The sequence below is a fragment of the Streptomyces sp. NBC_01689 genome (assembly GCF_036250675.1).
Lineage (GTDB): Bacteria > Actinomycetota > Actinomycetes > Streptomycetales > Streptomycetaceae > Streptomyces.
Genome location: NZ_CP109592.1, coordinates 2,682,862 through 2,707,518, shown reverse-complemented (window position 1 = coordinate 2,707,518; position 24,657 = coordinate 2,682,862). Strand labels below are relative to the sequence as shown.

General features: G+C 71.9%; 19 protein-coding genes and 1 pseudogene. 7 read left to right on the top strand and 13 right to left on the bottom strand.

From position 1 onward, the window contains the following. Positions 1-3: 3 nt before the first annotated feature. The 5 genes from OG776_RS11500 to OG776_RS11480 form a co-directional block, all read right to left on the bottom strand. Entirely contained in the window at positions 4-969 is a 966-nt protein-coding gene (locus OG776_RS11500) for an HpcH/HpaI aldolase/citrate lyase family protein (RefSeq protein WP_148013027.1), read from the bottom strand. Then, positions 966-2,999, bottom strand: coding sequence for a protein meaA (locus OG776_RS11495; protein WP_148013026.1), 2,034 nt, complete (start codon positions 2,997-2,999; stop codon positions 966-968). The genes OG776_RS11500 and OG776_RS11495 overlap by 4 nt, the downstream gene beginning before the upstream one ends. Positions 3,000-3,008: 9 nt before the next feature. Beyond that, positions 3,009-4,346 carry a crotonyl-CoA carboxylase/reductase gene (gene ccrA, locus OG776_RS11490; RefSeq protein WP_148013025.1) on the bottom strand — a complete coding sequence of 446 codons (1,338 nt, stop codon included), beginning with the start codon at positions 4,344-4,346 and terminating at the stop codon, positions 3,009-3,011. 748 nt (positions 4,347-5,094) lie between these two features. After that, positions 5,095-5,916, bottom strand: coding sequence for a TetR family transcriptional regulator (locus tag OG776_RS11485; protein ID WP_187285951.1), 822 nt, complete (start codon positions 5,914-5,916; stop codon positions 5,095-5,097). A gap of 136 nt (positions 5,917-6,052) precedes the next feature. Next, on the bottom strand, positions 6,053-7,858 hold the full coding sequence (locus OG776_RS11480; protein WP_148013023.1) for a 3-hydroxyacyl-CoA dehydrogenase family protein: 1,806 nt from the start codon (positions 7,856-7,858) through the stop codon (positions 6,053-6,055). A 375-nt stretch (positions 7,859-8,233) separates the two neighbouring features. On the opposite strand from OG776_RS11480, the gene OG776_RS11475 reads away from it, so the two are divergent. Then, on the top strand, positions 8,234-8,803 hold the full coding sequence (locus tag OG776_RS11475) for an adenylosuccinate lyase (RefSeq protein ID WP_148013022.1): 570 nt from the start codon (positions 8,234-8,236) through the stop codon (positions 8,801-8,803). A gap of 327 nt (positions 8,804-9,130) precedes the next feature. Here OG776_RS11475 and OG776_RS11470 read toward each other — a convergent pair. The 4 genes and pseudogenes from OG776_RS11470 to OG776_RS11455 all read right to left on the bottom strand — a co-directional run. Further along, positions 9,131-9,649, bottom strand: a pseudogene (locus tag OG776_RS11470) (GNAT family N-acetyltransferase); the annotation flags it as partial. Then, a complete protein-coding gene (locus OG776_RS11465) occupies positions 9,646-10,044 on the bottom strand; it encodes a RidA family protein (RefSeq protein ID WP_329320440.1) in 399 nt (132 codons plus the stop codon). The pseudogene OG776_RS11470 and the gene OG776_RS11465, both read right to left, overlap by 4 nt. A 55-nt stretch (positions 10,045-10,099) precedes the next feature. After that, positions 10,100-11,683, bottom strand: a complete 1,584-nt coding sequence (locus tag OG776_RS11460) for an alpha/beta hydrolase (RefSeq protein ID WP_148014634.1) — start codon at positions 11,681-11,683, stop codon at positions 10,100-10,102. 186 nt (positions 11,684-11,869) lie between these two features. Continuing rightward, positions 11,870-12,922, bottom strand: coding sequence for an Rv2578c family radical SAM protein (locus OG776_RS11455; protein WP_148014635.1), 1,053 nt, complete (start codon positions 12,920-12,922; stop codon positions 11,870-11,872). Positions 12,923-13,290: 368 nt separating this feature from the next. Here OG776_RS11455 and OG776_RS11450 point away from each other — a divergent pair, with 368 nt between their 5' ends. The 4 genes from OG776_RS11450 (at position 13,291) to OG776_RS11435 (ending at position 19,940) form a co-directional block, all read left to right on the top strand. Beyond that, positions 13,291-13,734, top strand: a complete 444-nt coding sequence (locus OG776_RS11450) for an SRPBCC family protein (RefSeq protein ID WP_148013019.1) — start codon at positions 13,291-13,293, stop codon at positions 13,732-13,734. A 180-nt stretch (positions 13,735-13,914) separates the two neighbouring features. Further along, on the top strand, positions 13,915-16,314 hold the full coding sequence (locus OG776_RS11445; RefSeq protein WP_329320436.1) for an MFS transporter: 2,400 nt from the start codon (positions 13,915-13,917) through the stop codon (positions 16,312-16,314). A gap of 154 nt (positions 16,315-16,468) precedes the next feature. Continuing rightward, entirely contained in the window at positions 16,469-18,964 is a 2,496-nt protein-coding gene (locus OG776_RS11440) for a SpoIIE family protein phosphatase (RefSeq protein WP_329320434.1), read from the top strand. Between the two features lie 247 nt (positions 18,965-19,211). After that, positions 19,212-19,940 (top strand): class I SAM-dependent methyltransferase, encoded by a 729-nt coding sequence (locus OG776_RS11435; RefSeq protein WP_148013016.1) that lies wholly within the window; start codon positions 19,212-19,214, stop codon positions 19,938-19,940. A 200-nt stretch (positions 19,941-20,140) separates the two neighbouring features. On the opposite strand, the gene OG776_RS11430 is transcribed toward OG776_RS11435, so the two are convergent. The 4 genes from OG776_RS11430 to OG776_RS11415 all read right to left on the bottom strand — a co-directional run bounded on the left by OG776_RS11430 (position 20,141) and on the right by OG776_RS11415 (position 23,430). Further along, positions 20,141-20,842 carry a hypothetical protein gene (locus OG776_RS11430; RefSeq protein WP_261994927.1) on the bottom strand — a complete coding sequence of 234 codons (702 nt, stop codon included), beginning with the start codon at positions 20,840-20,842 and terminating at the stop codon, positions 20,141-20,143. Between the two features lie 37 nt (positions 20,843-20,879). Continuing rightward, positions 20,880-22,796 carry a hypothetical protein gene (locus OG776_RS11425; protein WP_329320431.1) on the bottom strand — a complete coding sequence of 639 codons (1,917 nt, stop codon included), beginning with the start codon at positions 22,794-22,796 and terminating at the stop codon, positions 20,880-20,882. Positions 22,797-22,873: 77 nt separating this feature from the next. Further along, the gene (locus tag OG776_RS11420; RefSeq protein WP_148013015.1) at positions 22,874-23,092 is read right to left on the bottom strand and encodes a hypothetical protein; all 219 of its coding nucleotides are present in this window, start codon (positions 23,090-23,092) and stop codon (positions 22,874-22,876) included. Between the two features lie 122 nt (positions 23,093-23,214). Then, positions 23,215-23,430, bottom strand: coding sequence for a hypothetical protein (locus tag OG776_RS11415; RefSeq protein WP_228120476.1), 216 nt, complete (start codon positions 23,428-23,430; stop codon positions 23,215-23,217). Positions 23,431-23,660: 230 nt separating this feature from the next. Between OG776_RS11415 and OG776_RS11410 the strand changes: the two genes are divergently transcribed. Then, positions 23,661-24,056 carry a helix-turn-helix domain-containing protein gene (locus tag OG776_RS11410; RefSeq protein WP_148013014.1) on the top strand — a complete coding sequence of 132 codons (396 nt, stop codon included), beginning with the start codon at positions 23,661-23,663 and terminating at the stop codon, positions 24,054-24,056. A 330-nt stretch (positions 24,057-24,386) separates the two neighbouring features. After that, positions 24,387-24,647, top strand: a complete 261-nt coding sequence (locus tag OG776_RS11405) for a hypothetical protein (RefSeq protein WP_261994925.1) — start codon at positions 24,387-24,389, stop codon at positions 24,645-24,647. Positions 24,648-24,657: the final 10 nt, after the last annotated feature.

Here is a 24,657-nt window from a genome sequence, read left to right as displayed (position 1 = left end):
TGCTCAGGCCTCCGGAGCTTCGAACTTGCTGGTGCGCTGCATGCCGGCCGCCCGGCCCTTGCCGGAGATCACCAGTGCCATCTTGCGGCTGGCCTCGTCGATCATCTCGTCACCGAGCATCGCGGAGCCCTTCTTGCCGCCCGCCTCGGACGTGTAGTACTCGTATGCGTCGAGGATCAGCTCGGCGTGGTCGAAGTCCTCCTGGGAGGGCGAGAAGATCTCGTTGGCCGCGGCCACCTGGTCGGGGTGCAGCACCCACTTGCCGTCGAAACCGAGGGCGGCGGCGCGCCCGGCGACCTCGCGGTACCCCTCCTGGTTGCGGATCTGCAGATAGGGGCCGTCGATCGCCTGGAGGTCGTGTGTCCGCGCGGCCATCAGGATGCGCATCAGGATGTAGTGGTACGCGTCCGCCGGGTACCCGGGAGGCTGCTCGCCGACGACGAGCGACTTCATGTTGATCGACGCCATGAAGTCGGCGGGGCCGAAGATGATGGTCTCCACGCGCGGCGAGGCGGCGGCGATCTCGTCGACGTTCACCAGGCCCTTCGCGTTCTCGATCTGCGCCTCGATGCCGATCTTCCCGACCTCGAAGCCCATCGTCTTCTCGATCTGGGTCAGCAGCAGGTCGAGGGCCACGACCTGCTGGGCGTCCTGGACCTTCGGCAGCATGATGCAGTCGAGGTTCTGGCCCGCGCCCTCGACGACCGTGACGACGTCGCGGTACGTCCAGTGCGTCGTCCAGTCGTTCACCCGTACGACCCGCGTCTTGCCGGTCCAGTCGCCCTCGTTGAGGAACTTCACGATCGTGTGCCGCGCGTCGGGCTTGGCCAGCGGGGCGCAGGCGTCCTCCAGGTCGAGGAAGACCTGGTCCGCGGGGAGGCCCTGGGCCTTCTCCAGGAAGCGCGGGTTCGAGCCGGGCACGGCCAGGCAGGACCGCCGCGGACGAAGGCGGTTGACGGGCGTTGTCATGCGGGGACCTCCAGGGGGTCGAGCTTGTTCGCTTTCCGGATCTCGTCGACGATACGGCCGATGATTCCCGTGATGTCGAAGTCCTTCGGGGTGAAGACCGCGGCCACTCCGGCGGCTCGCAGCTGTTCGGCGTCGGCGTTCGGGATGATCCCGCCCGCGATCACCGGGATGTCGGGGGCGCCGGCCTCGCGCAGCCGGTCCAGCACGTCGGGCACCAGCTGGGCGTGCGAGCCGGACAGGATGGACAGGCCCACGGCGTGCACGTCCTCGGCGACGGAGGCGTCCACGATCTGTTCGGGCGTCAGCCGGATGCCCTGGTAGACCACCTCGAACCCGGCGTCACGGGCCCGCACGGCGATCTGCTCGGCGCCGTTGGAGTGCCCGTCAAGACCCGGCTTGCCGACCAGGAAGCGGAGCTTGCCCACACCGAGTTCCCGGGCGGTCTCCTCGACCCGCCGGCGCACCAGCGCCAGCGCGGTGCCCTCCTCGGCGGTGACCGCGACGGGCGCCGAGGAGACGCCGGTCGGTGCGCGGAACTCGCCGAAGACCTCGCGCAGGGCCCCGGACCACTCGCCGGTCGTGACCCCGGCGCGGGCGCACTCCAGGGTGGCCTCCATGAGGTTGTCGGTGCCCTTGGCCGCCTCCTTCAGCCGCTCCAGCGCCTTGCAGGGGCGCGGGTGGTTGAAGGGCGGCTGGTAGCGGGTGTCGCGCCACTGCCCGAGTGCGGCGACGACCCGGGCCTCGACCGCGGGGTCGACGGTCTGGATCGCCGCGTCCAGATCGGCGGTGAGCGGGTTGGGCTCCGTCGACTCGTAGATGTTGACGCCGACTATCTTCTCGTCGCCGCCCTCGATCCGCGCCCGGCGCTCGGCGTGCGAGGAGACGAGCTGCGACTTGAGATAGCCGGACTCGACGGCGGCCATCGCGCCGCCCATCTCCTCGATCCGGTCCATCTCGGCGAGCGACTCCTCGACCAGGGAGGCCACCTTGGCCTCGATGACGTGCGAGCCCTCGAAGATGTCCTCGTACTCCAGCAGGTCGCTCTCGTGGGCCAGGACCTGCTGGATGCGCAGCGACCACTGCTGGTCCCAGGGCCGGGGCAGGCCCAGCGCCTCGTTCCAGGCGGGAAGCTGCACGGCCCGCGCGCGGGCGTCCTTCGAGAGCGTCACGGCCAGCATCTCCAGCACGATCCGCTGGACGTTGTTCTCCGGCTGGGCCTCGGTCAGCCCGAGGGAGTTGACCTGGACGCCGTAGCGGAAGCGGCGCTGCTTCGGGTCCTGGATGCCGTACCGCTCGCGCGTGACCTCGTCCCAGATGCGCCCGAACGCGCGCATCTTGCACATCTCCTCGATGAACCGGACCCCCGCGTTCACGAAGAAGGAGATGCGGGCGACGACGTCGCCGAACTTCTCCGGGGGCACCTGCCCCGAGTCGCGGACGGCGTCCAGCACCGCGACGGCCGTCGACATCGCGTACGCGATCTCCTGGACCGGCGTGGCACCGGCCTCCTGGAGGTGGTACGAGCAGATGTTGATCGGGTTCCACCTGGGGATGTGGGAGACCGTGTACGCGATCATGTCCGTCGTCAGACGGAGCGAGGGCCCCGGCGGGAAGACGTGCGTCCCGCGCGAGAGGTACTCCTTCACGATGTCGTTCTGCGTCGTCCCCTGGAGCGTGGTGATGTCCACACCCTGCTCCTCGGCGACGACCTGATAGAGCGCCAGCAGCCACATGGCGGTGGCGTTGATGGTCATCGAGGTGTTCATCTGGTCCAGGGGGATGTCCTGGAACAGACGGCGCATGTCACCGAGGTGCGAGACCGGAACCCCGACCCGGCCGACCTCGCCGCGGGCGAGGACGTGGTCGGGGTCGTAGCCGGTCTGGGTCGGCAGGTCGAACGCGACCGACAGGCCGGTCTGGCCCTTGGCGAGGTTGCGCCGGTACAGCTCGTTGGACGCCTCGGCCGTGGAGTGACCGGCGTACGTGCGCATGAGCCACGGCCGGTCCTTCTGACGCTGACGCTCTGTCATCTGGTGACCTCAGACGTTCCGGAAGCGGTTGATGGCGTCGATGTGCTGCGCGCGCTTCTCCTCGTCGCGCACACCCAGGCCCTCACGGGGCGCCAGGGTGAGCACACCGACCTTGCCCTGGTGGAGGTTGCGGTGCACGTCGTAGGCGGCCTGCCCGGTGTCCTCCAGGGAGTAGACCTTGGAGAGCGTGGGGTGGATCTTGCCCTTGGCGACGAGCCGGTTGGCCTCCCAGGCCTCGCGGTAGTTCGCGAAGTGCGAGCCGATGATCCGCTTCAGCGACATCCACAGGTAGCGGTTGTCGTACTCGTGCATGTAGCCCGAGGTCGAGGCGCAGGTGGTGATGGTGCCGCCCTTGCGGGTGACGTAGACGCTCGCGCCGAAGGTCTCGCGGCCGGGGTGCTCGAAGACGATGTCGATGTCCTCGCCCCCGGTGAACTCGCGGATGCGCTTGCCGAAGCGCTTCCACTCCTTCGGGTCCTGGGTGGACTCGTCCTTCCAGAACTTGTAGCCCTCGGCGTTGCGGTCGATGATCGCCTCGGCGCCCATCGAGCGGCAGATGTCCGCCTTCTGCTCGCTGCTGACGACGCAGATGGGGTTGGCGCCGCCGGCGAGCGCGAACTGGGTGGCGTACGAGCCGAGCCCGCCGCTCGCGCCCCAGATGAGCACGTTGTCGCCCTGCTTCATGCCGGCGCCGTTCCTCGACACCAGCTGGCGGTACGCGGTGGAGTTGACGAGACCCGGGGCCGCGGCCTCCTCCCAGCTCAGGTGGTCGGGCTTCGGCATGAGCTGGTTGGACTTGACGAGCGCGATCTCGGCGAGGCCGCCGAAGTTGGTCTCGAAGCCCCAGATCCGCTGCTCGGGGTCGAGCATCGTGTCGTTGTGGCCGTCCGAGGACTCCAGCTCGACCGAGAGGCAGTGCGCGACGACCTCGTCTCCGGGCTTCCAGGAGTTCACGCCGGGACCGGTGCGCAGCACCACGCCCGCGAGGTCGGAGCCGATGACGTGGTACGGCAGGTCGTGGCGCTTGGTGAGCTCGCTGAGCCGCCCGTAGCGCTCCAGGAAGCCGAAGGTCGACATCGGCTCGAAGATCGAGGTCCACACGGAGTTGTAGTTGACCGAGGAGGCCATGACGGCCACCAGGGCCTCGCCGGGGCCGAGCTCCGGCACCGGCACGTCGTCCAGGTGGATCGACTTGCGGGGGTCCTTGTCGCGGGTGCTGAGCCCGGCGAACATCTCCGTCTCGTCCTTGTGCACGGTGACGGCACGGTAGGACTCGGGGAGCGGAAGAGCGGCGAAGTCGGCGGACGTGGATTCCGGCGACTGGATCGCGTCCAGGATTTCCTTCACGGTGTTGCCTCCGGCGGTACGCGTCCGAGGGAAGACGCTGGGGTTACGTCGGTGCTGCTGCTTGAGGTGAGGGGTGTGCCGTCGGTTCGGCGGAGGTGGTGCGGTGGCAGCGCCTTGTCGGCGCGGGAGGGTGCCTGTGACGCAGGCGTCCGGGCGCGCTCACCAGGGGTGTGCGGGGACAGCCGGCGTACGAGGGATCTCTGCACGCCGGCCGCCCGGACACCCTCAACGTATGGCACGCCGTGTCACCTGGCAAGGCACGGAGTGCCATGAGTTGCGCTCAGGTGAAATCTTTACGCACCACGTGAGCGATGATCGATCAGGCAACCCGATGATCGATCAAAACCCCTGTTCGGAGGGGGTGTGACCGGCTCTCGCCCGGGAATGGGGGGCGCGGCGAGGTGACGGCGAGGCGGTCGACGGATGGTCCGCAGGAGGCGGAGGGTGACACGACGGGTGCGGAGAGTGTCGTCCCGGGGCCCGGAGTGCCACGCGAGTGAGGGAGTTTCCGCGGCGGCGAGCGGCCCGGACACCCGCTCCGGCGCTCCGCCGATCGGGTGACGGTGGCGGGGGCGTTGCCAGGTGCGTCGCCGGGGGCGGCGCGGGGTGCGGACGCCGTGGGGCGCGGGGTGTGAGGTCACGGACCTCGGAACACCGGACGCGGTGGCGGGCCGCCCCCGGGAGAGCCACCGGGGAAGGCCCGTCCCCGGAACGGGCGGGACCCACTCTTCCGCGGGTTCCGCCGGTTCTACGAACCCTGGGGGCGGTCGCGCAGCGCCTGCTCGATCGTGCGCATCACCTGGTCGAGGGGGGCGTCGACCCGGGCCACGGTCACCAGGACGTCCCCCTCCGTGAAGGAGCTCGCGGGCGCTGTGCGCGGCGAGGTGTCCCGCCCGGCGCCGATACCGGTCCCGAACGTCCGTCGGACGATGGCGAAGGCGTGGTCGAGCTGCGTCTCCACGTCGCCCTGGCCGCCGGCCCGCAGCCAGCGCCGCAGGACGTGGTTGTGCGCCGTGACCACGGCGGACGCGGCGACCTCCGCGAGCAGCGGATCGTCGTTGGCGTCGTCGTCGTGGGCGTGCTCGTCGAAGTGACCGAGGAGGTAGCGGGTGAAGAGCCGCTCGTAGCGGGCGACGGAGGCGATCTCGGCCTCCCGGAGCGTGGGTACCTCGCGGGTCAGTTTGTAGCGCGAGACGGAGATCTCGGGCTGGGCCGCGTACATCTTCATGACTTCCTTGATGCCGCGGCACACCGTGTCCAGGGGGTGCTCGTGCGCGGGCGCCGCGTCGAGGACCGCCTCGGCGCGGATCAGGGTGTCGTCGTGGTCGGGGAAGATCGCCTCTTCCTTGGAACGGAAGTGGCGGAAGAAGGTGCGGCGGGCGACCCCGGCCCGGGCCGCGATCTCGTCGACGGTGGTCGCCTCGTAGCCCTTGGTCGCGAACAGCTCCATGGCCGAGGCCGCCAGTTCCCGTCGCATCTTGAGCCGTTGCGCGGCGGCGCGGCTGCCGGCGGCACTCTCCGGTGCGTCGGGCGTGGCCGGTGTACGTGGGGACCTGGCGGGCTGGGACATGACCCGAACGTACTGCATCCGCGCAGGAGAACGTGCAAGTCCGGTGATCCCCCCACCCTCGACGGGCGGGGGGTTTCCGGTCGGGTCGAGCAGTCCGCCCCAGTCGGCGCTGTCCGCGGACCGGTCGCCGGGACGGTCAGCGGCGGGCATATTCGCGGAAGCCGCGGCCCGTCTTGCGGCCGAGGCAGCCCGCGGCCACCAGATGCTCCAGGAGCGGCGCCGGGGCGAGGCCCGGGTCACGGAACTCCCGGTGCAGCACCTTCTCGATGGCCAGGGAGACGTCCAGGCCCACCACGTCCAGGAGCTCGAAGGGGCCCATCGGGTACCCGCCGCCGAGCTTCATCGCCGCGTCGATGTCGTCCAGCGTCGCGTAGTGCTCCTGGACCATCTTGACCGCGTTGTTCAGGTACGGGAAGAGCAGCGCGTTCACGATGAATCCGGCGCGGTCGCCGCAGTCCACCGGGTGCTTGCGGATCTTCTCGCACAGCTCGCGGACCGTGGCGTGCACGTCGTCCGCGGTCAGGACGGTCCGGACCACCTCGACCAGCTTCATCGCCGGGGCCGGGTTGAAGAAGTGCATGCCGATCACGTCCTGCGGGCGCGAGGTGGCGCGGGCGCAGGCCACGACGGGCAGCGAGGAGGTCGTGGTCGCGAGGATCGCGCCGGGCTTGCAGACCTTGTCGAAGACCGCGAACAGCTGCTGCTTGACCTCCAGGTCCTCGGCCACCGCCTCCAGGGCGAGATCGACCTCGGCGAAGGAGTCGTACGAACCCGACGGCGTGATCAGGTCCAGGGTGCTCGCGGCGGCCTCGGCGGTCATCCGGCCCTTGTCGACCGACCGCGCCAGCGACTTGCCGATCCGGGCCTTGGCGGCCTGCGCCTTCTCCTCGCTGCGGGCGGCCAGGACGACCTCGTGGCCGGCCTTCGCGAAGACCTCGGCGATGCCGGACGCCATCGTCCCGGAGCCCGCGACACCGACCGAGCGGACCGGACGGCCCGGCGTGCCGGTGCCGCCGGAGAGGGGGGTCAGCGCGTCCCGCACGACGCTCGCGCTGCCGGGCGCCTCGTAGGAGTAGAAGCCGCGACCCGACTTCCGGCCGGTCAGGCCCGCCTCGCTGAGCTGCTTGAGGATGGGCGCGGGGGCGTGCAGCCGGTCGCGGGACTCGGCGTACATGGCCTCCAGGACCGTACGGGCCGTGTCGACGCCGATCAGGTCGAGCAGGGCGAGCGGGCCCATGGGCAGGCCGCAGCCGAGCCGCATCGCGGCGTCGATGTCCTCGCGGGAGGCGTACTTCGCCTCGTACATCGCGGCCGCCTGGTTCAGGTAGCCGAAGAGCAGTCCGTCGGCGACGAAGCCGGGGCGGTCGCCGACCGCGACGGGCTCCTTGCCCAGGTCGAGGGCGAGGTTGGTGACGGCGCCGACCGCCGCGGGCGCGGTCAGCACGGAGGAGACCACCTCGACGAGCTTCATCGCGGGCGCCGGATTGAAGAAGTGCAGGCCGAGGACGCGCTCGGGGTGGGCCGAGTCGGCCGCCAGCCGTGTCACCGAGAGGGCGTTGGTGCCGGTGGCCAGGACGGTGTCCGGGCGCACGATGCCGTCCAGCGCGCGGAAGACCTGCTGCTTGATGTCGTACGACTCCGGGGTCACCTCGATGACCAGGTCGGCGTCGGCCGCGGCGGCGAGGTCGGTGGAGGTGCGGAAGCGGGCGAGGACGTCCGCCCGCTCCTGCTCGGTGAGGCGTTCGCGCCGCACGGCGCGGGCGGTGGAGGCTTCGAGCGCGGTGACGGCCTGGACGGCCGCGGCCTCGCTGATGTCGATGCCGACGACCTCGCGTCCGGCCCGGGCGAGCACCTCGGCGATGCCGGTGCCCATGGTGCCGAGGCCGACGACGGCGACGGTCTTGAGAGGGGACAGAGGAAGGTCGGACTGGGGAGCGGCCATCGCGGGACTCCAGATGAGGGTGACGACTGAGGAGAGGACGCACGGATGCGCGACGGAGCGCACGGGGTGCGGAGCATTGCGGGTGGTGCCGGGCCGACGAACGCACAGGCCCGGTTCCGTCCGGTCCGGGAGACCGCGATGGGTCGCCCGGTGAACGGTGGAGCCGACCGGCCCTGTCCCGGAGCCGTGTCGTACTGCGGTGCCTGAAGCACCGAACCGACTGCTCTCACGGCGGCTGCGTCACCAGGCCGCCCTGAGGTACACACGAGTGGGTAACTCGCTCGTCTGAGCTTAACCCGCCGGTAACGAGCGCGCCAGCCCCTGAGTTGGTGATGTACGTCCCCCCGTCGAGGTGTCGCCTCTAGTCTCGGCGGCATGGACGAGGAGTTGCGATCACTCACGGAGCGTCTACGGACCGAGGCGGGGGCCTCTTCGGCGTACGGCCGGCTCCTGGCGACCGAGGACCTCGACGTGCTGGCGGCGGCGCTGACCGAACCGGGACAGCCGCTGTGGGCGCGGGAGCTGGCGGCCTTCCGGCTCGGGGCCGCCGGGGACCGGCGGGCCTTCGAGGCGCTCGTCCTGCTGCTCAACCACCGCGAACCACGGCGCTGCGCGTCCGCGGCCCACGCGCTCGCGCTGCTCGGTGACCCGCGCACCGCGCGCGCGGCGGCGGCGCTCGCGACCAACGAGCTGCGCGTCGCCTACGCCCTGCATCCGGTGCGGCTGCTGGTCGCGCTGCGCGCCCCCGAGGCCGTGCCCGCGCTGATCACCACGTTGCGGCGGCGGCTGGGCCCGCACGATCCGTACCGCGCCGTCGCCCTGGCCTGCGTGGAGGGCTTGGGCGAGCTGGGGGACGTCCGCGCGAGACCCGTGCTGAACGACGCGCTCGCACACCCGGTCCTCGCCGAGCAGGCGGTGCGGGCGCTGGGCCGGCTGCCCCGGTGACACGACACCGCCGCGCTGTCGCCGTTTGCCCGTAGGCCGGCCCCCGCCTGCCGCCACCTCTCCGCCTGCCGCCGTTCCCCCGTCCGCCGGTGCTTCCCCGCCGGTCCCGAGGCCGGCACGCACTTCGGGGGAGAGCGCCCGGAACCGGTGAGGGGTCCGGCGGAGCCGATCCGCGGCAGCCCTCCCGGGGGCCGCCCCGCGTCGGAGCGCGGGGCCCTTCGGGGGTCAGACCGCGGAGCCCTCCGGGGGGACGCCGGTGACCGCATCGGCGTCCGCGGGGGCACCGGCGTCGGCACCGGTGCGCGACGGTACCGGTGCGGGGAGGCCGGTGAGCGCCCCGGCGTAGCGGACCTCGGGCACCTCGACCCCGCCCGCCTCGAACGGCTCCTCGGCGCCGTCGGGGCCGAAGCCGGCGTGCTCGTAGAACCCGCGGGCCGCGGAGTTCTCCTTGAGCACCCACAACAGCATCCGCTCGTACCCGGCGGCGGCACAGCGCTCGGCCGACGCCCGCAGCAGCGCGCGTCCCACGCCGGAGCCCGTCCGGTCCGGGTCGACGTAGATCGCGTACAACTCGACGTCCGTGGCGAGGACTTCGCCGTCGCGGTACGGGCCGTGGCAGGCCCAGCCGACCACCTCGCCCGCCTGTTCCGCGACCAGGTTCACCACGGTGCCGCCGCCCTGCCCGAAGCGAGCGCGCCGTCGCGCCGCGTCCTCCGCGACGCTGAGCGCGTCGAGGTACGACGAGGGCATCAGGCCCCGGTAGGCGGTCCGCCAGCCGCGGACGCGGATCTCCGCCACCCGGTCGCAGTCCGCGAGGTTCATCTCCCGGACGAGGACGCCGCTCATCCGCCGAGCACCGCGTACGCCTCGATCTCCATCAGGAACTCGGGGCCGATCAGCGCGGCGACCTGGACCGCGGAGGCGGCCGGCAGGCGGTCCGCGGGTATGTGGGCGTCCCGGGCGGCGCGGACGGCCGGCATGTGGGCCATGTCCGTGACGAAGTAGGTGAGTTTGACGACGTCGTCGAAGGTCGCGTCGGCGGCGGCCAGGCAGCGGCGCAGGTTCTCGAAGACCTGGCGGGCCTGCGCCGCCGGGTCGCCCTCGCCGACGAGCCTGCCGTCCTCGTCCAGGGCGAGCTGGCCCGAGACCGCCACGAAGCGGCCGCTGCCGAGGACGACATGCGAGTACGCGGCGGCGGGGGCGACCCCGTCGGGGGCGGGGATGCGGGTCGGTCCACTCATGCGTCCATGGTGGACCACGGGTGTGACAACGCCCCCGACGGGTGTCCGGCGGTGCTCAGCCGCGGGGGCCGAGCAGTCCGTGCAGTGTCGAGCCCTGCGCGGTGGCGGAGGCCGCCCTCGTGCCGAGCGGCTCCGGGTCGGGCAGCTTCTCGCACACCGCGTCGGCCTCACCGCTGCCGCGCGGCACCGTGCCGTCGGTGAGGTACGCCGCCAGGTACTTGTCCAGGCAGGCGTTGCCGCTCAGCGTGATCCCGTGGTTGCCGCCGCCCTGCTCGACCACCAGGCTGGAGCCGAACAGCTGGTGATGGACCGTCACGCCGCCCTGATACGGGGTGGCGGCGTCGTCGGTGGCCTGGAAGACCAGCGTCGGCGGCAGGGCCGTGTTGGAGATGTCCACCGGCCGCAGCGCGCTCGTCGGCCAGAACGCGCACGGAGCGTTGTACCAGGCGTTGTTCCAGACCATGAAGGGCGCCTTGCCGTAGGCGGCCCAGTTGTCCTTGCGCCACTGGTTCCAGTCGCGCGGCCAGGACACGTCACGGCACTGCACCGCGGTGTAGATGCTGTAGCCGTTGCCGTCCGAGGCGTCCTTGGCGCCGATCTTCTTGTAGGCCGCGAGGAGCGGGGCCGTCTCCTTCTTGTCGGCGTACGCCGCGAAGGCCGTGGCGAGACGGGGCCAGTAGCCGTTGTAGTAGCCGCCCGGGATGAAGGTGTCCTCCAGCTCGGAGGCGCCCACCTTCTTGTCGGCGGGCTTCGCGGCGAGCGCCCTGCGCATCGCGTACCACTTCGCCTCGACGCGAGCCGGGTCGGTGCCGAGCCGGTAGGTGGCGTCGTGCTTGGCGACCCAGGCCAGGAAGGCCCGGTGGCGGGCGTCGAAGGCGTAGTCCTGCCCGATGTTGTCCTCGTACCAGACACCGCCGGGGTCGACGACGGAGTCGAGCACCAGACGGCGCACGCGCTGCGGGTAGAGCTTCGCGTAGACGGCGCCCAGGTAGGTGCCGTAGGAGTACCCGAAGTAGTTGATCTTCTTGGCGCCGAGCGCGGCACGGATCGCGTCCATGTCACGGACCGCGCTGATCGTGTCGATGAACGGCAGCAGGTCGGCGTACTTCTCGCCGCACGCCGTGGCGAAGGACCGGGCCCGGTCGAGGTTGGCCCGCTCGATGGCGGGGGTGCTGGGCAGGGTGTCGGGGCGGACCGGCGCGAAGTGTCCGGGCCTGCAGTCCAGCGCGGGCCTGCTCGCGCCCACGCCGCGCGGGTCGAAACCGATGACGTCGTACTGCGCCGCCACCGCCTTGGGCAGCGTGGAGGCGACGAAGCCGGCCATCGTGATCCCGCTGCCGCCGGGGCCGCCGGGGTTCACCAGGAGGGGCCCCTGGTACGTCTTCGCGGTGTGCGGGACGCGCGAGAGCGCCAGGGTGATGAGCCGGCCGTCCGGCTTCGAGTGGTCCAGCGGCACCTTCACGGACGCGCACTGGAGCGCCGGGTAGGCATGGGTGCCGCACTTCTTCCAGGTGGGCTTCGCGGTCCGGACGGTGCGCGGTGCGGTCGTGGAGCCGGCGCTCGCGTCGGCGGGGATCGACGTGATCATCCCTGCCACCACGGCGACAGCCCCGCACAGAGCAGCTGCGCGTTTCTTCACAAGGCCTCCCAGGACGGAGGATTTCGAGCCGTGCACGCCACGGCCTTCGCGGCATCGTCCCGAGGTGGAGGCCCGGAAGAACCCGTTCGGGCAAGAGTTGACCCGATTGGGCCGAGGGATGCGCTCGTATGACGTCAGGGAGGTTTCGGGCGGGCGGGTCCCGCGAGCCGGTGGCTCGAACGCCCGTCAGAGCAGCGTCAGCTGGGTCGGCCCGGGCGCCGCCGGCGCGGCCGGACCGGCGGAGGTCCCGCGGGCGGCGATCCCGCGCGGCGCGCCCCGGTGGGCGGGCCCGATGCCGTACTCCTGGGCCAGTTCGTGGACCTGACGGGTGATCCGGCGCTGGTACCACTTGGGGGCGTACGCCCCCTCCGCGTACAGCCGCTCGTAACGGCGGACGAGATACGGGTGGTGGCGCTCCAGCCAGGCCATGAACCACTCACGGGCGCCCGGCCGCAGATGCAGCACCAAGGGGGTCACGGAGGTGGCCCCCGAGACGGCGATCGCCCGCACAGTGGCGCGCAGTTGGGCCGGGTGGTCGCCCAGGAAGGGGATCACGGGGGCCATCAGGACCCCGCAGCCGATGCCGTGGTCGGTCAGGGTGCGGACCACGTCCAGGCGGCGTTCGGGCGCCGGGGTCCCCGGTTCCACGGTGCGCCACAGCTCGGTGTCGGTGAAGCCCACGGAGACGGAGATGCCGACATCGGTCACCTCGGAGGCCTGCTTGAGGAGGTCGAGGTCGCGCAGGACGAGCGTGCCCTTCGTCAGGATCGAGAAGGGGTTCGCGTGGTCGCGCAGGGCGGCGATGATGCCCGGCATCAGCCGGTAGCGGCCCTCGGCCCGCTGGTAGCAGTCGACGTTGGTGCCCATCGCGATGTGCTCGCCGTGCCAGCGGTGGGAGCCGAGGTGGCGGCGGAGCAGGTCCGGCGCGTTCACCTTGACCACGATCTGGGAGTCGAAGTCGAGGCCCGTGTCGAGGTCCAGATAGCTGTGCGTCCTGCGGGCGAAACAGTAGACGCACGCGTGCGTGCAGCCCCGGTAGGGGTTGACCGTCCACTCGAAGGGCATGCGCGACGCCCCCGGCACCCGGTTCACGATCGAGCGGGCCCGGATCTCGTGGAACGTGATGCCGCGGAACTCCGGCGTGTCGAACGTGCGGGTCGTCACCGCGTCCGCGCCGAACAGCACGGCGTCCCGGGCGCGGTCCCCGGCGGGGTCCGCTGTGAGGTTCTCCCAGCGCATGAGGCCTCCTCGGTAGCACTGGCCACAGAATAGAACACATGTTCCCTTGATCGTGCGACCCGGTTTCCCCGGACCGGCGCGGACCCCGTCGCCCGCGCCGGTCCGCCCCCTCCGCGCCCGCGCCGCCGCCCCCTCGGCGCCGCGTCGCGGGACCCCTCCCGCCCCCGGGCCGCAGGCGCATTCCGCACCGGCTTCCACGCCCCTTCCGCGCCCGCGTCGCGGACCCCTTCCGCGCCACCGCGCGGACTTCTCGCGCGCCCCCTCGCGACCCCGTCCCGCGCCCCGCGGGCACCCCGATTTGAGGGGGCGGCCCGCCGGGTGGTTGGGTGGCCGCACACCCCGATTCACCAAGTGCTGGAGGAAGTGCCATGGCGCAGGTCGAGGCCACCACGGAGCGGGTCATCGCGGCGGACGCGGAGGCGGTGTTCGACGCCCTGGCCGACTACTCCGGCACCCGCGCGAAGCTGCTGCCCGAGCACTTCAGCGAGTACGAGGTGCGCGAGGGCGGTGACGGCGAGGGCACCCTCGTCCACTGGAAGCTCCAGGCCACCAGCAAGCGCGTCCGCGACTGTCTGCTCGAGGTCGGCGAGCCCACCGACGGCGAGCTCGTCGAGAAGGACCGCAACTCCTCCATGGTCACCACCTGGCGGGTCACCCCGGCCGGGGAGGGCAGGTCGCGGGTCGTCGTCAGCACCGTGTGGAACGGCGCGGGCGGCATCGGCGGCTTCTTCGAGAAGACCTTCGCGCCCAAGGGGCTCGGCCGGATCTACGACCTGGTGCTCGAGAGGCTCGCCGCCGAGACGGAGAAGTAGAACCGGAGACGCCTCGACGGCCCTCGGGCCCAAGAGGCGGACTCTCAGGGCGTGTTGCCGCCCTCACCGGTTCGAGTGCATCTCCTCTCCACGCGACGGTACGCCGTAACTCGTCGCGCTTGCTCGCAGTTGTCGCGATAAGCGGGAATTGTGCGGTCGGCGCGACGAGGGGAACGGCACGTGGGCGGGATCACTCTGGTGGAGGACGAACCGGCTGTCGCGCCCCCGCGGCCCGCCGCTCCCGAGGCGGCCGTCGCCACGGCCGGTCCCGGCCGGCTGGGCCCGCGCCAGGTGCGGCTGGTCTTCCTCGGGCTCATGCTCGCGCTGCTGCTCGCCGCGCTGGACCAGATGATCGTCGCCACCGCGCTTCCCAAGATCGTCGGTGAACTGCACGGCCTGGACCGGATGTCCTGGGCGATCACCGCCTACCTGCTCACCTCCACCGTCGGCCTCCCGGTCTACGGCAAGGTCGGCGACCTCTTCGGGCGCAAGGGCGTCTTCCAGTTCGCGATCGCGACCTTCGTGGTCGGTTCGGCGCTCGCCGGACGCGCGCAGAGCATGGACCAGCTGATCGCCTTCCGCGCGGTCCAGGGCGTCGGCGCGGGCGGCCTCATGATCGGCGTGCAGGCGATCATCGCCGACATCGTCCCGCCCCGCGAACGCGGCCGCTTCATGGGCCTGATCGGCGCCGCGTTCGGCCTCGCCTCGGTCGCCGGACCCCTGCTGGGCGGCTACTTCACCGACCACCTCTCCTGGCGCTGGTGCTTCTACGTCAACGTGCCCTTCGGCCTGGTGACGCTGGCGGTCGTCACCGTCGTCCTGAAACTGCCGAAGCCGGCCCGCCGGGGACGCGTCGACGTGCTCGGCGTACTGCTGCTCGCCGCCGCCTCGACCTGCCTGGTCCTGCTGACCAGTTGGGGCGGCACCGAGTACGACTGGGGGTCCGGGGTGATCCTCGGACTCGGCGCGGGCGCCCTCGCCGCGGCGGTCCTGTTCTTCGTCGTCGAGCGCTTCGCCGCCGAACCCCTCATCCCGCCACGGCTGTTCAGGGACGGCGTCTTCAACATCACCGCGCTGGTCGGACTGGTGATCGGCGTCGCCCTCTTCGGCGCCGCAAGCTATCTCCCGACCTTCCTGCAGATGGTCGACGGGGCCAGCGCCACCGAGTCCGGACTGCTCATGCTCCCGATGATGGGCGGCATCGTCGGCGCCTCGGTCGTCTCCGGCCAGCTCATCAGCCGCACCGGCCGCTACAAGGTCTACCCCGTGCTCGGCGCCGCCCTGTCGGCGCTCGGCATGTGGCTGCTCTCCCGGCTGGAGGTCGACACCCCGCGGCTGACCTACAGCGTCTGGATGGCCGTCCTCGGCGCCGGCATCGGCATGGTGATGCCCGTGCTGGTCCTCGCCGTCCAGAACTCCGTGCGCCCCGCCGACCTCGGCACGGCGACCAGCGCCAACAACTACTTCCGGCAGATCGGCGGCAGCGTCGGCGCCGCGATCTTCGGCACGCTCTTCGCCCGCCGGCTCACGGACGCCCTCGCCGAACGCGTCCCGGCACGCCCCGACGACCCCCTCCCGGACCCCGAGTCCCTGACCCCGCAGCTCGTCCACGCGATGCCCGCCCCGTTGCGCGACGCCTACATCGCCGCCTACGCGGACGCCATGCCGCGGATCTTTTTCTACCTCGTGCCGGTGCTCGTCCTCGGCCTGTTCATCGCCTTCTTCCTCAAGGAGAAACCGCTGGTGTCCCACAACGCCCCCGCCGCCGACACCGATTCCGCAGCGCCCGCCCACGTCCCGCAGGCCCGCACCACGTACGCCGCCGGCGTCCCCGTCTGCGGCACCGTCCAGCACCCCGACGGAACCGTCGTGCCGCGCGCCGCGCTCACCCTCATCGACATCGCCGGACAGCAGATCGGGCGAGGCGCCAGCGGCGAGGACGGGCGGTACGCGCTCTCCACGCCCGGATCGGGCTCGTACGTCCTGATCGCCGCGGCGGGCGGCCACCAGCCGCAGGCCGTCTCCGTGACCGTCGGCGAGCGGCCCGTGGAACTCGACGTCGTGCTCGGCGGCGCCGGCCGCCTGGCCGGAAGCGTGCTGACCGCCGACGGCACCCCGGTGCGCGACGCCACCGTCACCCTGACCAACGTGCACGGCGAGGTGGTGGCGACCACCCGCAGCGGGCGCGAAGGAGGCTATGTCATCACGGAGCTGGTGGCGGGCGAGTACACCCTCGCGGGCAGCGCGCCCGCGTTCCGGCCGGCCGCGCTCCCGGTGAGCGTCCAGGCCTCCCGCGAGACCCGCCAGGACGTCGAGCTGGCCGGCGGCGCCGTCCTGCGCGGCACCGTACGGGCGGGCGGCGGACGGCCCGTCGAGGACGCGCGCGTGACCCTGCTGGACGCCGCGGGCAATGTCGTGGACACCCTCACCACCGGCGCCGACGGCACGTTCCGCTTCGTCGACCTGTCCTCCGGCGAGTACACCGTCATCGCGGCCGGTTACCCACCGGTGGCCACCGTGCTCCAGGTGGCCGGCGGGGGCCGGACGGAGCGCGACCTCCAACTCGGCCACGAGGACTGACCGCGGACGGTCCGTCACAACGGGGACGGGTGGTGCGCCGGAGCGGGCCCGGTAAGGTCGATTACCCTATTGCCGCACACGGCGACGGACCGCCGCCGTACGGTGGTGGGTGCGGCACAGATCTTGCCGAGCCGCGGGGAGAGGGGCCAGGGCCATGGAGAGCGGCACTTCGCGTGGCACCGAAGTGGACACACCTCCCGGTCGCACAGCGGCGAACGGCGTCGCGGAGCACGCCGGCGCCGGGCGCGTCCCGCTGGCCGTGGTCGCCGTGGACCGTGACGGGCTCGTCTCCCACTGGAGCACCGGCGCCCGACGGCTGTTCGGCGTCCCCAAGGAGGACGCGGTGGGCCGTCCCGCCGTCGACCTGCTGCCCGTCTCCGGTGTGCTCCCCGAGGAGGACGAGACGGCGCCGTTCGGGGCGTACGCGGCGTACGACGGGTTCGGCCCGGGCCTGGAGTCCTCGCTCGACGGACGGCACTTCTACCCGGCCGCGGGCCGCGCCCGGCTCTCGGTGCCCGGCCGGGAGCGCGCGGCGCACGACGGCGGCGACCGCGTCGACGTGTTGTGGTGGGCTTACCCGCTGGTGGGCCCGGGGCGGGAGCGGCTGCTGGTGCTGGCCGCCGACGCGGGCGCGCTGCGCCACGCCGACGACCGGGTGGCCGTCGAGCGGATCGCCCCCGCCTTCGCCCTGCACACCGACTTCCCCGGTGCCGAGGAACTGGCCCGCAGACTGCCCGAGATCCTGCCCAGCATGAGCGTGGACGAAGGCGCCCGCATCGTCGCCCAGGTCCTCGAACTCGGCTACCCCGTCATGGAGTTCAGCCAGAACGACCGGGTGCCCGTCACCCCCGACTGGGGCGTGCCCCGGCGGGCCGGGCGCAGGGCGCGCTGCGAGCGGGCCGCCGGCTCCGAGGCCGACCCGGCACTCCCTCGGGACGCGTACGACGCGCAGGACGAGCGTGAGGACCTCGAGTACGTCGCGGTGCGCGAGCGCCTGGAGTTCCTCAACGAGGTCAGCGGACGCATCGGCACCTCCCTCGATCTCTCACGGACCGTCCTGGAGGTGAGCCGCGCCGTCGTGCCCCGGTTCACCGACGTGGCGGGCACCTATCTGCGCGAACAGGTCGTCGCCGGTGAGGGGTTCCCCGACGGGGTGCCCGACACCACCACGCTGTGGCACCGCGTGGCCCTGGAGCACACGGACGAGCCGGGCCGCTGGGACGACGTCGTGCCCGTCGGCGAGGCCATGCCGTTTCCCGCGCACACCCCGTTCTTCCAGTGCATGACCACCGGCGAGCCCGTCCTCGTGCCGCGCATCAGCGCGCAGTTGGGCCACATGATCGCCGCGCAGTTCGAGAAGCGCGACATCAGGCCGCTCATCACCGGCCGCTCCATGCTGGTCGTGCCGCTGAAGGCCCGCAACGTGGTGCTCGGCTTCATGGTCCTGCTGCGCCACCCGGAGCGTGTCGAGTTCAACGACATGGACCGGGTCACCGGCGCCGAACTCGCCGCCAGGGCCGGACTCGTCCTCGACAACGCCCGGATGTACACGTACCAGGAGAGCGTCGCCGAGACCCTCCAGGACAGCATGCTGCCGCAGATAGCGCCCCGCATGGCGGGCTGTGACATCGCCACCCGCTATCTGCCGGGCACACTCCTCGGCCGGGTCGGCGGCGACTGGTTCGACTCGGTGAAGCTGCCCGGTTCCCGGACCGCCCTGGTCGTCGGCGACGTGATGGGCCACGGCCTCAACTCGGCAGCGATGATGGGCCAGTTGCGTACCGCCGTGCAGACCATGGCAGCGCTCGACCTGCCGCCCGCCCAACTCCTGCGCAACCTCGACGACCTGGCCCAGCGGCTCGGCGAGCACTACCTCGCGACGTGCGTCTACGCGATCTACGACCCCCTCGCCGGTGAGCTGCAGATCGCCAACGCGGGCCACATCCCGCCCGTCCTGGTCCGCGCCGCCGACGGCCACAGCGACCTGCTCGACCTGCCCACCGGCGCGCCCATCGGCGTCGGCGGCGTGCCCTTCGAGGCGGTGCGCGTGGCGGTGGCGCCCGGCGACCGGCTCGTGATGTGCACCGACGGTCTGGTCGAGGTGCGCGGTGAGGACATCGGCGTCGGCCTCGCGACGCTCTGCGAGTCCGCCGCGCACCCGGCCGCGTCCATGGACGACGCCTGCGACACGATCATCCGGGCCCTCAACACCCGTGGCGGCCGCAAGGACGACGTGGCCCTGCTGATGGCCCGGCTGAACGGCATCGAACCCGAGGACGTCGCCGAATGGCGGCTCACCTCCGACCCGGCCGAGGCCCGCCGGGCGCGTGCCGTCGTCCGCGAGCAGCTGCACGAGTGGGGGCTGCGGCGGCTGGCCGATCCCGCCGAGCTCATGGTCGGCGAACTGGTGGCGAACGCCGTCCGGCACGCGCGGAGCCGGCGTATCGCACTGCGCCTGGTGCGCGGCGACACCCTGCTGTGCGAGGTGGCCGACGACGACCACACCCTGCCCACGCTCCTCAGCGCGGGCCCGGGCGACGAGTACGGACGCGGGCTGCGCGTCGTCAGCACGCTGGCCCGGGAGTGGGGCACCAGTCGCACCAGCGGTGGCAAGACCGTGTGGTTCGAACTGACGCTGCCGCGACGCTGACACCTTCCGGGGGCACCGACGCCCTTCCGTGGCTCGCTCGCGCGCTCCCGGGGCTCGCCCGCGTACGTCCCTGGACATGCCCGCGCACCTCGCGGGCCCCTGGGGGCGCAGGGGGCGCGCAACGGCGTACATGGTTCGGAATGACCGGTGAAGGAATGCGCCGTACGCTTGTCGCCGCTCTCCAGGCGCGATAGACCGATCTGGCCCGTCGCGCTCGGCGGGCGGCGGTGCTACCTGGGGAGCTGGCATGAGCGTGACGGGTCGGTACAGGGAGGCCTGGGAGGGCTTCTGGCGCGAGGCTCCCCAAGAACAGGGAGCCGTCTTCTGGGACGCGGAGCCCGCTCTGACCGCGGGCGTCCATCTCGCCCTCTTCGAACCGTACGTGACGTTCCACGGGCTGCCTCTCGTGGACCTGGGCTGCGGCAACGGCACCCAGACCCGCTTCCTCGCCGACCGCTTCCCGCGCGTCGTGGGAACCGACCTCTCGGCCGCGGCGCTCGACCACGCCCGTCACGCGGACGCCGCGGGCCGGGCGACGTACCGGGTGCTCGACGCGTCGGAGAAGGGTGAGGTCCAGCGCCTGCACGCGGAACTCGGCGACGCCAACGTCTATATGCGCGGGGTGCTCCACCAGTGCGAACCGGACGACCGCCAGCCGCTGGTGGACGGCATCGCCACGCTGCTGGGGGAGCGGGGCCGGGTGTTCCTGGTGGAGCTCTCCGAGGCCGCCCGTCCCGTGCTGGCGGGGCTGGCGCAGGGCGCCGACGGTCCTCCGGCCAAGCTGGCCCCCGTCTTCCGGCACGGCATCGCCCCGGGCGAGGTCTCCGACGCGTCCGTCCCCGACCATCTCGGCGCGGCCGGTCTCACCGTCCTCGCGAGCGGTGAACTCCCGCTCGTGACGGCGGAGTACACCGCGCTCGGCACCCGGATCGAGCTGCCTTCGAAGTGGCTGGTGGCGGGCCGCACCACGGGATGAGCCAGGGCACGGGTACGGCGTCACCGGCCGGTCGGTGACGCCGTACCCCTCTCAGTGGCCCTGGGCGAAGACCGGCAGGACCCGGCCGGCGGCCCTCCTGGACGGCCGCCCGCACACGCCGCGCGACGCCCTCGCGCGGCGGTGTCCGTCAGCCGTGTCCGTCAGTGGTCTCCGCGGGCGGCCGGGCGCGGTGGCCGGGCTCAGCGGCCGGGCCAGCCGTCCATGTGACGGTGCACCGCCACGGCAGGCTGGTCAGCGGCCTTGGGCGCGTTGGCCACCGCGTCGTGCAGTACGCCGGTGACCTCGGCGGCCAGCGCGTCGACCTTCGTCTTGAGGTCGACGGCCGGGATGCCCGAGCGGCTCAGCTCGTCGAGCCTGCGGTGGATGTCGTTGAGCCGGCTCTTCGTCGCGCTGTCCAGAGTGATCGGACGTGCCGTGGAGACCACGAACTGGTAGGCGCCCGCCAGGGTCTGGCAGCCGTCGCAGTGCTGGTTGGCCGCGTCGCTGAGGTTCACCGCGTTCAGCCGCGTGTGCTGGCCCGCCATGGTGACGATCTGGAAGGACAGGGCCACCGACCGGCAGTGCGCGTCGACCGAGCAGCCGACGGAGACCGCGTTGGCCTGGTTGCGCAGGCCCGCCGACTTCACCGTGCCGAGCTGCCGCACGGTGAAGGAGTCCTTGACCTGGGTGGGATGCGCCCGGTCGGCGTGGCTGAAGGTGTGGTCCTCGGCGACGGCCGCGCTGCGGCCCATGCTGCCCCCCGCGGCCGTGGCGGCCTGGGCCGGTACGGCGGTGGCGATACCGGCCGCGCCGGCCGCGAACAGGCCTATGCGCATGGCCTTCCGGCCGAGGGTCTTGCCGACGGGATTCGGCTTCCGATGGGCGTTGACGTGTGTGCTCACATGGTTCTCCTGTGAAGTCGGTGCGGTGTGCGGCCGCTCACTGGGCGGCCGGGGGCGGTTCGCTGGTCGTGCTCGGGCTGTCCGTCGGGGCGGGCGGGTCCGAGGTGGGCGCCGTCGAGGTCGGTGGCTCGGACGGCGACGGGTCGACGGGTCCCTCGGAGGGACCGGAGGACGGACCCGCCGGGGTCGAACCCGTCGTGTTCTGGCCGCCGCTGGGCTCGGCCGGTTTCTTCGACGGGCCCGCGCTGGGTGACACCGAGGCCCCCGCGTCCGCGCTGGGCGAGGCCGAGGCGCTCGCCGAGGCGGTGCCCGAGGCGCCGGGGGACACGGCGTCGGACGGCAGGACCGCGGCGGAGCCCGACGGGGACGCCTGCGGTCCGGGTTCGCTCGCGGGCCGGGCCGGCGGCTCCGCCGTGGAGACGCCGGGCTGGAGGATCGGGGCGATCGGCGGCCGCTTGGGCAGCGGCTCGGGCGTCACGCCGGAGACCCACGCGTAGCTCAGCGTGCCGAGACCGACCAGGGCCAGCGCGCACAGCGTCACCCTCAGCCGCGGCTTGCCGTCGGTCGAGCGTTTGGCGGCGCGGAAGACCCGGCCGCCCATCTTGACCGACAGATAGACCACACCGGCCATGGGACACAGCAGCATGAAGCAGCCGATCACACCGATGAGCCCGGCGGCGATCTCACCGTTGACGAAGGCGTCGCCCGTGCCCACGACCTGCGCGCTGAGCGAGCGGACCATCGTGGCGACGATCCGCGGCAGGTTCCACAGCGCGTAGCCGAGTTCACCGATCAGCAGCGGGACCATCGTGAGGACCCAGGTGGTGATGATGGTCCGGGACGACTTCTTCAGCCCGACGACCTCGGCGCGCGCCGCCTTGCCGCGCCGTCCGGGCACGGTGCTGAGCAGGATCGGCTTGATCTTGCCGTAGAGATCCGGGACGCCGGCCAGGTCGCCGAGGATGTAGTAGCCGTCCAGGCGGACGGCCGGCATCAGCTGCTCCAGGATCTCGAAGTGCCCGAGATACACGGTGGCCAGGAAGAACTGCTGGCCGGTGGCGAAGTACGCGGCGGTCATGCCGAGCATGAAGACGAGGTTGAAGTACACCCCGCCCAGGTCGGTGCGGAGCCGTCCGGCCCGTCCGATCCGGTAGATGTCCGTGACGTCGGTGTACATGGACGGCCAGATCAGGAAGAGCCCGCAGCCGATGCATCCCGGCCGCGCGCCTCCGTATCTGCACGCCGAGGCGTGACCGAACTCGTGGAAGACGAGCGAGGCCACGGTGAGCGCGAACACGACGAGCATCAGCACCGGCTGGTCGAGGACCTGCAGCACGGGCTCGACCGCGCCGAAGAAGCCGAACAGCCAGACGTCCATGGCCACGGCCGCCGCCAGCATCAGCACGACCACCGTGGGGCGGTGCAGCCAGGCCAGCGAGCGGGCGATACGGCCCGCGCGGCGCTCGTTGAAGATGATCCGGTGCCCCTTCAGGGCGAGCAGCAGATCGGACCGCGGCGCGGTGATCTCGTCCTCGTCCTGCCCCTCCGGCACCGTGACGCCCAGCGGGTCGAGCTTCTCCTCGACCAGGTAGCGCACGTTCTCCGCGCTGAGTTCCCGCCCGTAACGGGCGCTCACCCGGTGCGAGATGGTCTCGATGTCGTGCACTCCGTCGATCGCGGAGGCGACCAGGTACAGCAGCCGGGACAGCTGCACGACCTGGCCGTCGCCGCGGCGCGCGATGTACTTCGGGTCCGTGAAGCCCGATCCCTGGTACTCCCCGTGCAGTTTGAGCCCGGAGCTCAGTCGGGGTACCGGCAGTACCTCGACACCGGCGCCGACGACCGGCAGTGTCCCCGTGGCGAACTGCTCGTAGGTGACCGGGATTCCCCCCGGCCCCGGCACCGGCGACCCGGTGTCGTACAGCAACGCGGGCCCGTCCCCGAGTGCCGTCATGTGTGGTCCTTCCCCCCCAAGGGCGGACCGCGCCCGCCCCGGGCGCGGTCCGCCGGACAGCCGTTGCGCGGCGGGTGTTACTGCGAGACGTTGATCGCCTGGCTGGCGCTGGACTCGGCCACCGACCAGCTGGAGTGGTCGTTGAGGGCGGCCGACTCGTTGTGGGCGCTGATGTTCGCGACGTGCTTGGTCACGTTGGTGGTGCGGCCGAAGCTGAACTTCAGGCGGCCGAGGGCCTCACGGCCGGGGAGCAGCTCGGCGGACTCGGACTGCAGCTCGTTCATGTCCATGCTCATGGGATGTCCTTTCGGGACGTGGTTCGTTGAGGTGGTCGTGGTGATGACGCGAGGACGGACGCGGGCGTGGCGTCCGGCGTCGCGGACACGGGCGGGGACGCGGGCGGGCGTCCCGTGCCGGGCTACTGCGAGACGTTGATGGCCTGGGCGGCGCTGGACGACGCGTCCGACCAGCTGGAGTGGTCGTTGAGGGCGGCCGACTCGTTGTGGGCGCTGATGTTCGCGACGTGCTTGGTCACGTTGGTGGTGCGGCCGAAGCTGAACTTCAGGCGGCCGAGGGCCTCACGGCCGGGGAGCAGCTCGGCGGACTCGGTGTCGAGTTCACGGTTGTCCATCATGATGAATTCCCCCTCAGGGATAGACATTTCCGATCGGACGAAGGCAGGTTCCCCCCAAACTTCGTCCAATCTTGTCGGACGTGCTGTCCAACGAGATTGGACAGTAGTAGCCCCGGAGCTCGCCGCGCAAGCGGTTCGGGGAAAGACTTCTGGGGCCTGAGCGAAGCCCCACGTAGAATCGATCCCGCTTGGAAGAGTTCCGCCCGGCGGCGAGCAGGAAGTGACCATCGGTGGCCAACGCACTGCAGCAGATCATCAGAGATCGCCTCGACCGTGAGGGCTGGTCCTACGGAGAGGTGGCACGTCGGGGCGGTATCCCGCGCTCCACGGTCCACCATCTGGCGACGGCCGAGCGCGTGGTGCGCATGCCGCAGCCCAGCACGCTGGAAGGGCTGTCCAAGGGACTTGGACTGTCGTTGGACACGGTGCGGCGTGCCGCGGCGGAGGCCTGCGGCATTCATGTGTACGCGACCGACCAGCCGTCCGCGGTGGTGGACGCCGGCGCCTCGGCCGACCCCGAGGTGGACCTGCTCATCGCGAGCGTCCAGCAGCTCTCCGTCGACGACCGGCGCCACGTCGCCGCGCTCGTGGAATCCCTCCTGGGGCGCGACGCCCGCCGGGGCTGAGGGGCGGCGCCGGGCCTCCGGCGCGGACGGGGAGGCGCAGACCGGAGTCACGTCGGGCCGGCCGGGCACCTTCGGTGCGCCGGTGCCGGGTCCTGTACCGGTGCGGGCGAGGGGCGGCGATGCGGGGGCCGGGCGGCTCCGGCGGCCTCTCGACTCCGGGGCCGGCCGAGGGTGAGGGGCATAGACGCGCGAACCCCGGCGGCGGTTCCCCTTTTCGGCGATCGCGGTAAAAGAATCCAGAACCGCCGAAACCGCCAAGATCCACAGCTAGTCTCTCATTCTGCTCGGGGCACGTGAGTCGCACGACCCCTGTGTCACCCAGGGGGACATGTGCTCTTCGTGCACGGAGGACCCACCACCGCCGTGGTCCGGGGCAGTACCGGCGAGTCCGTGGTCCTGCTCTCGGGCGAACTGCCCGACATACTGACCGAGACCGCGCTCGCGGAGCTCCTCGACCTCGCCGCCGCCGTCCTCAGCGAGCAGGAACTGAAGCTCTTCCGGCGCTGTCTGGACGCCCTGGCGCGCGGGGAGGGCGGGACACCGCGCCGCATCGAGCTGGACGGCGTCGTCCTGACCGTCTACGAGGACTGATCCCGCCGTT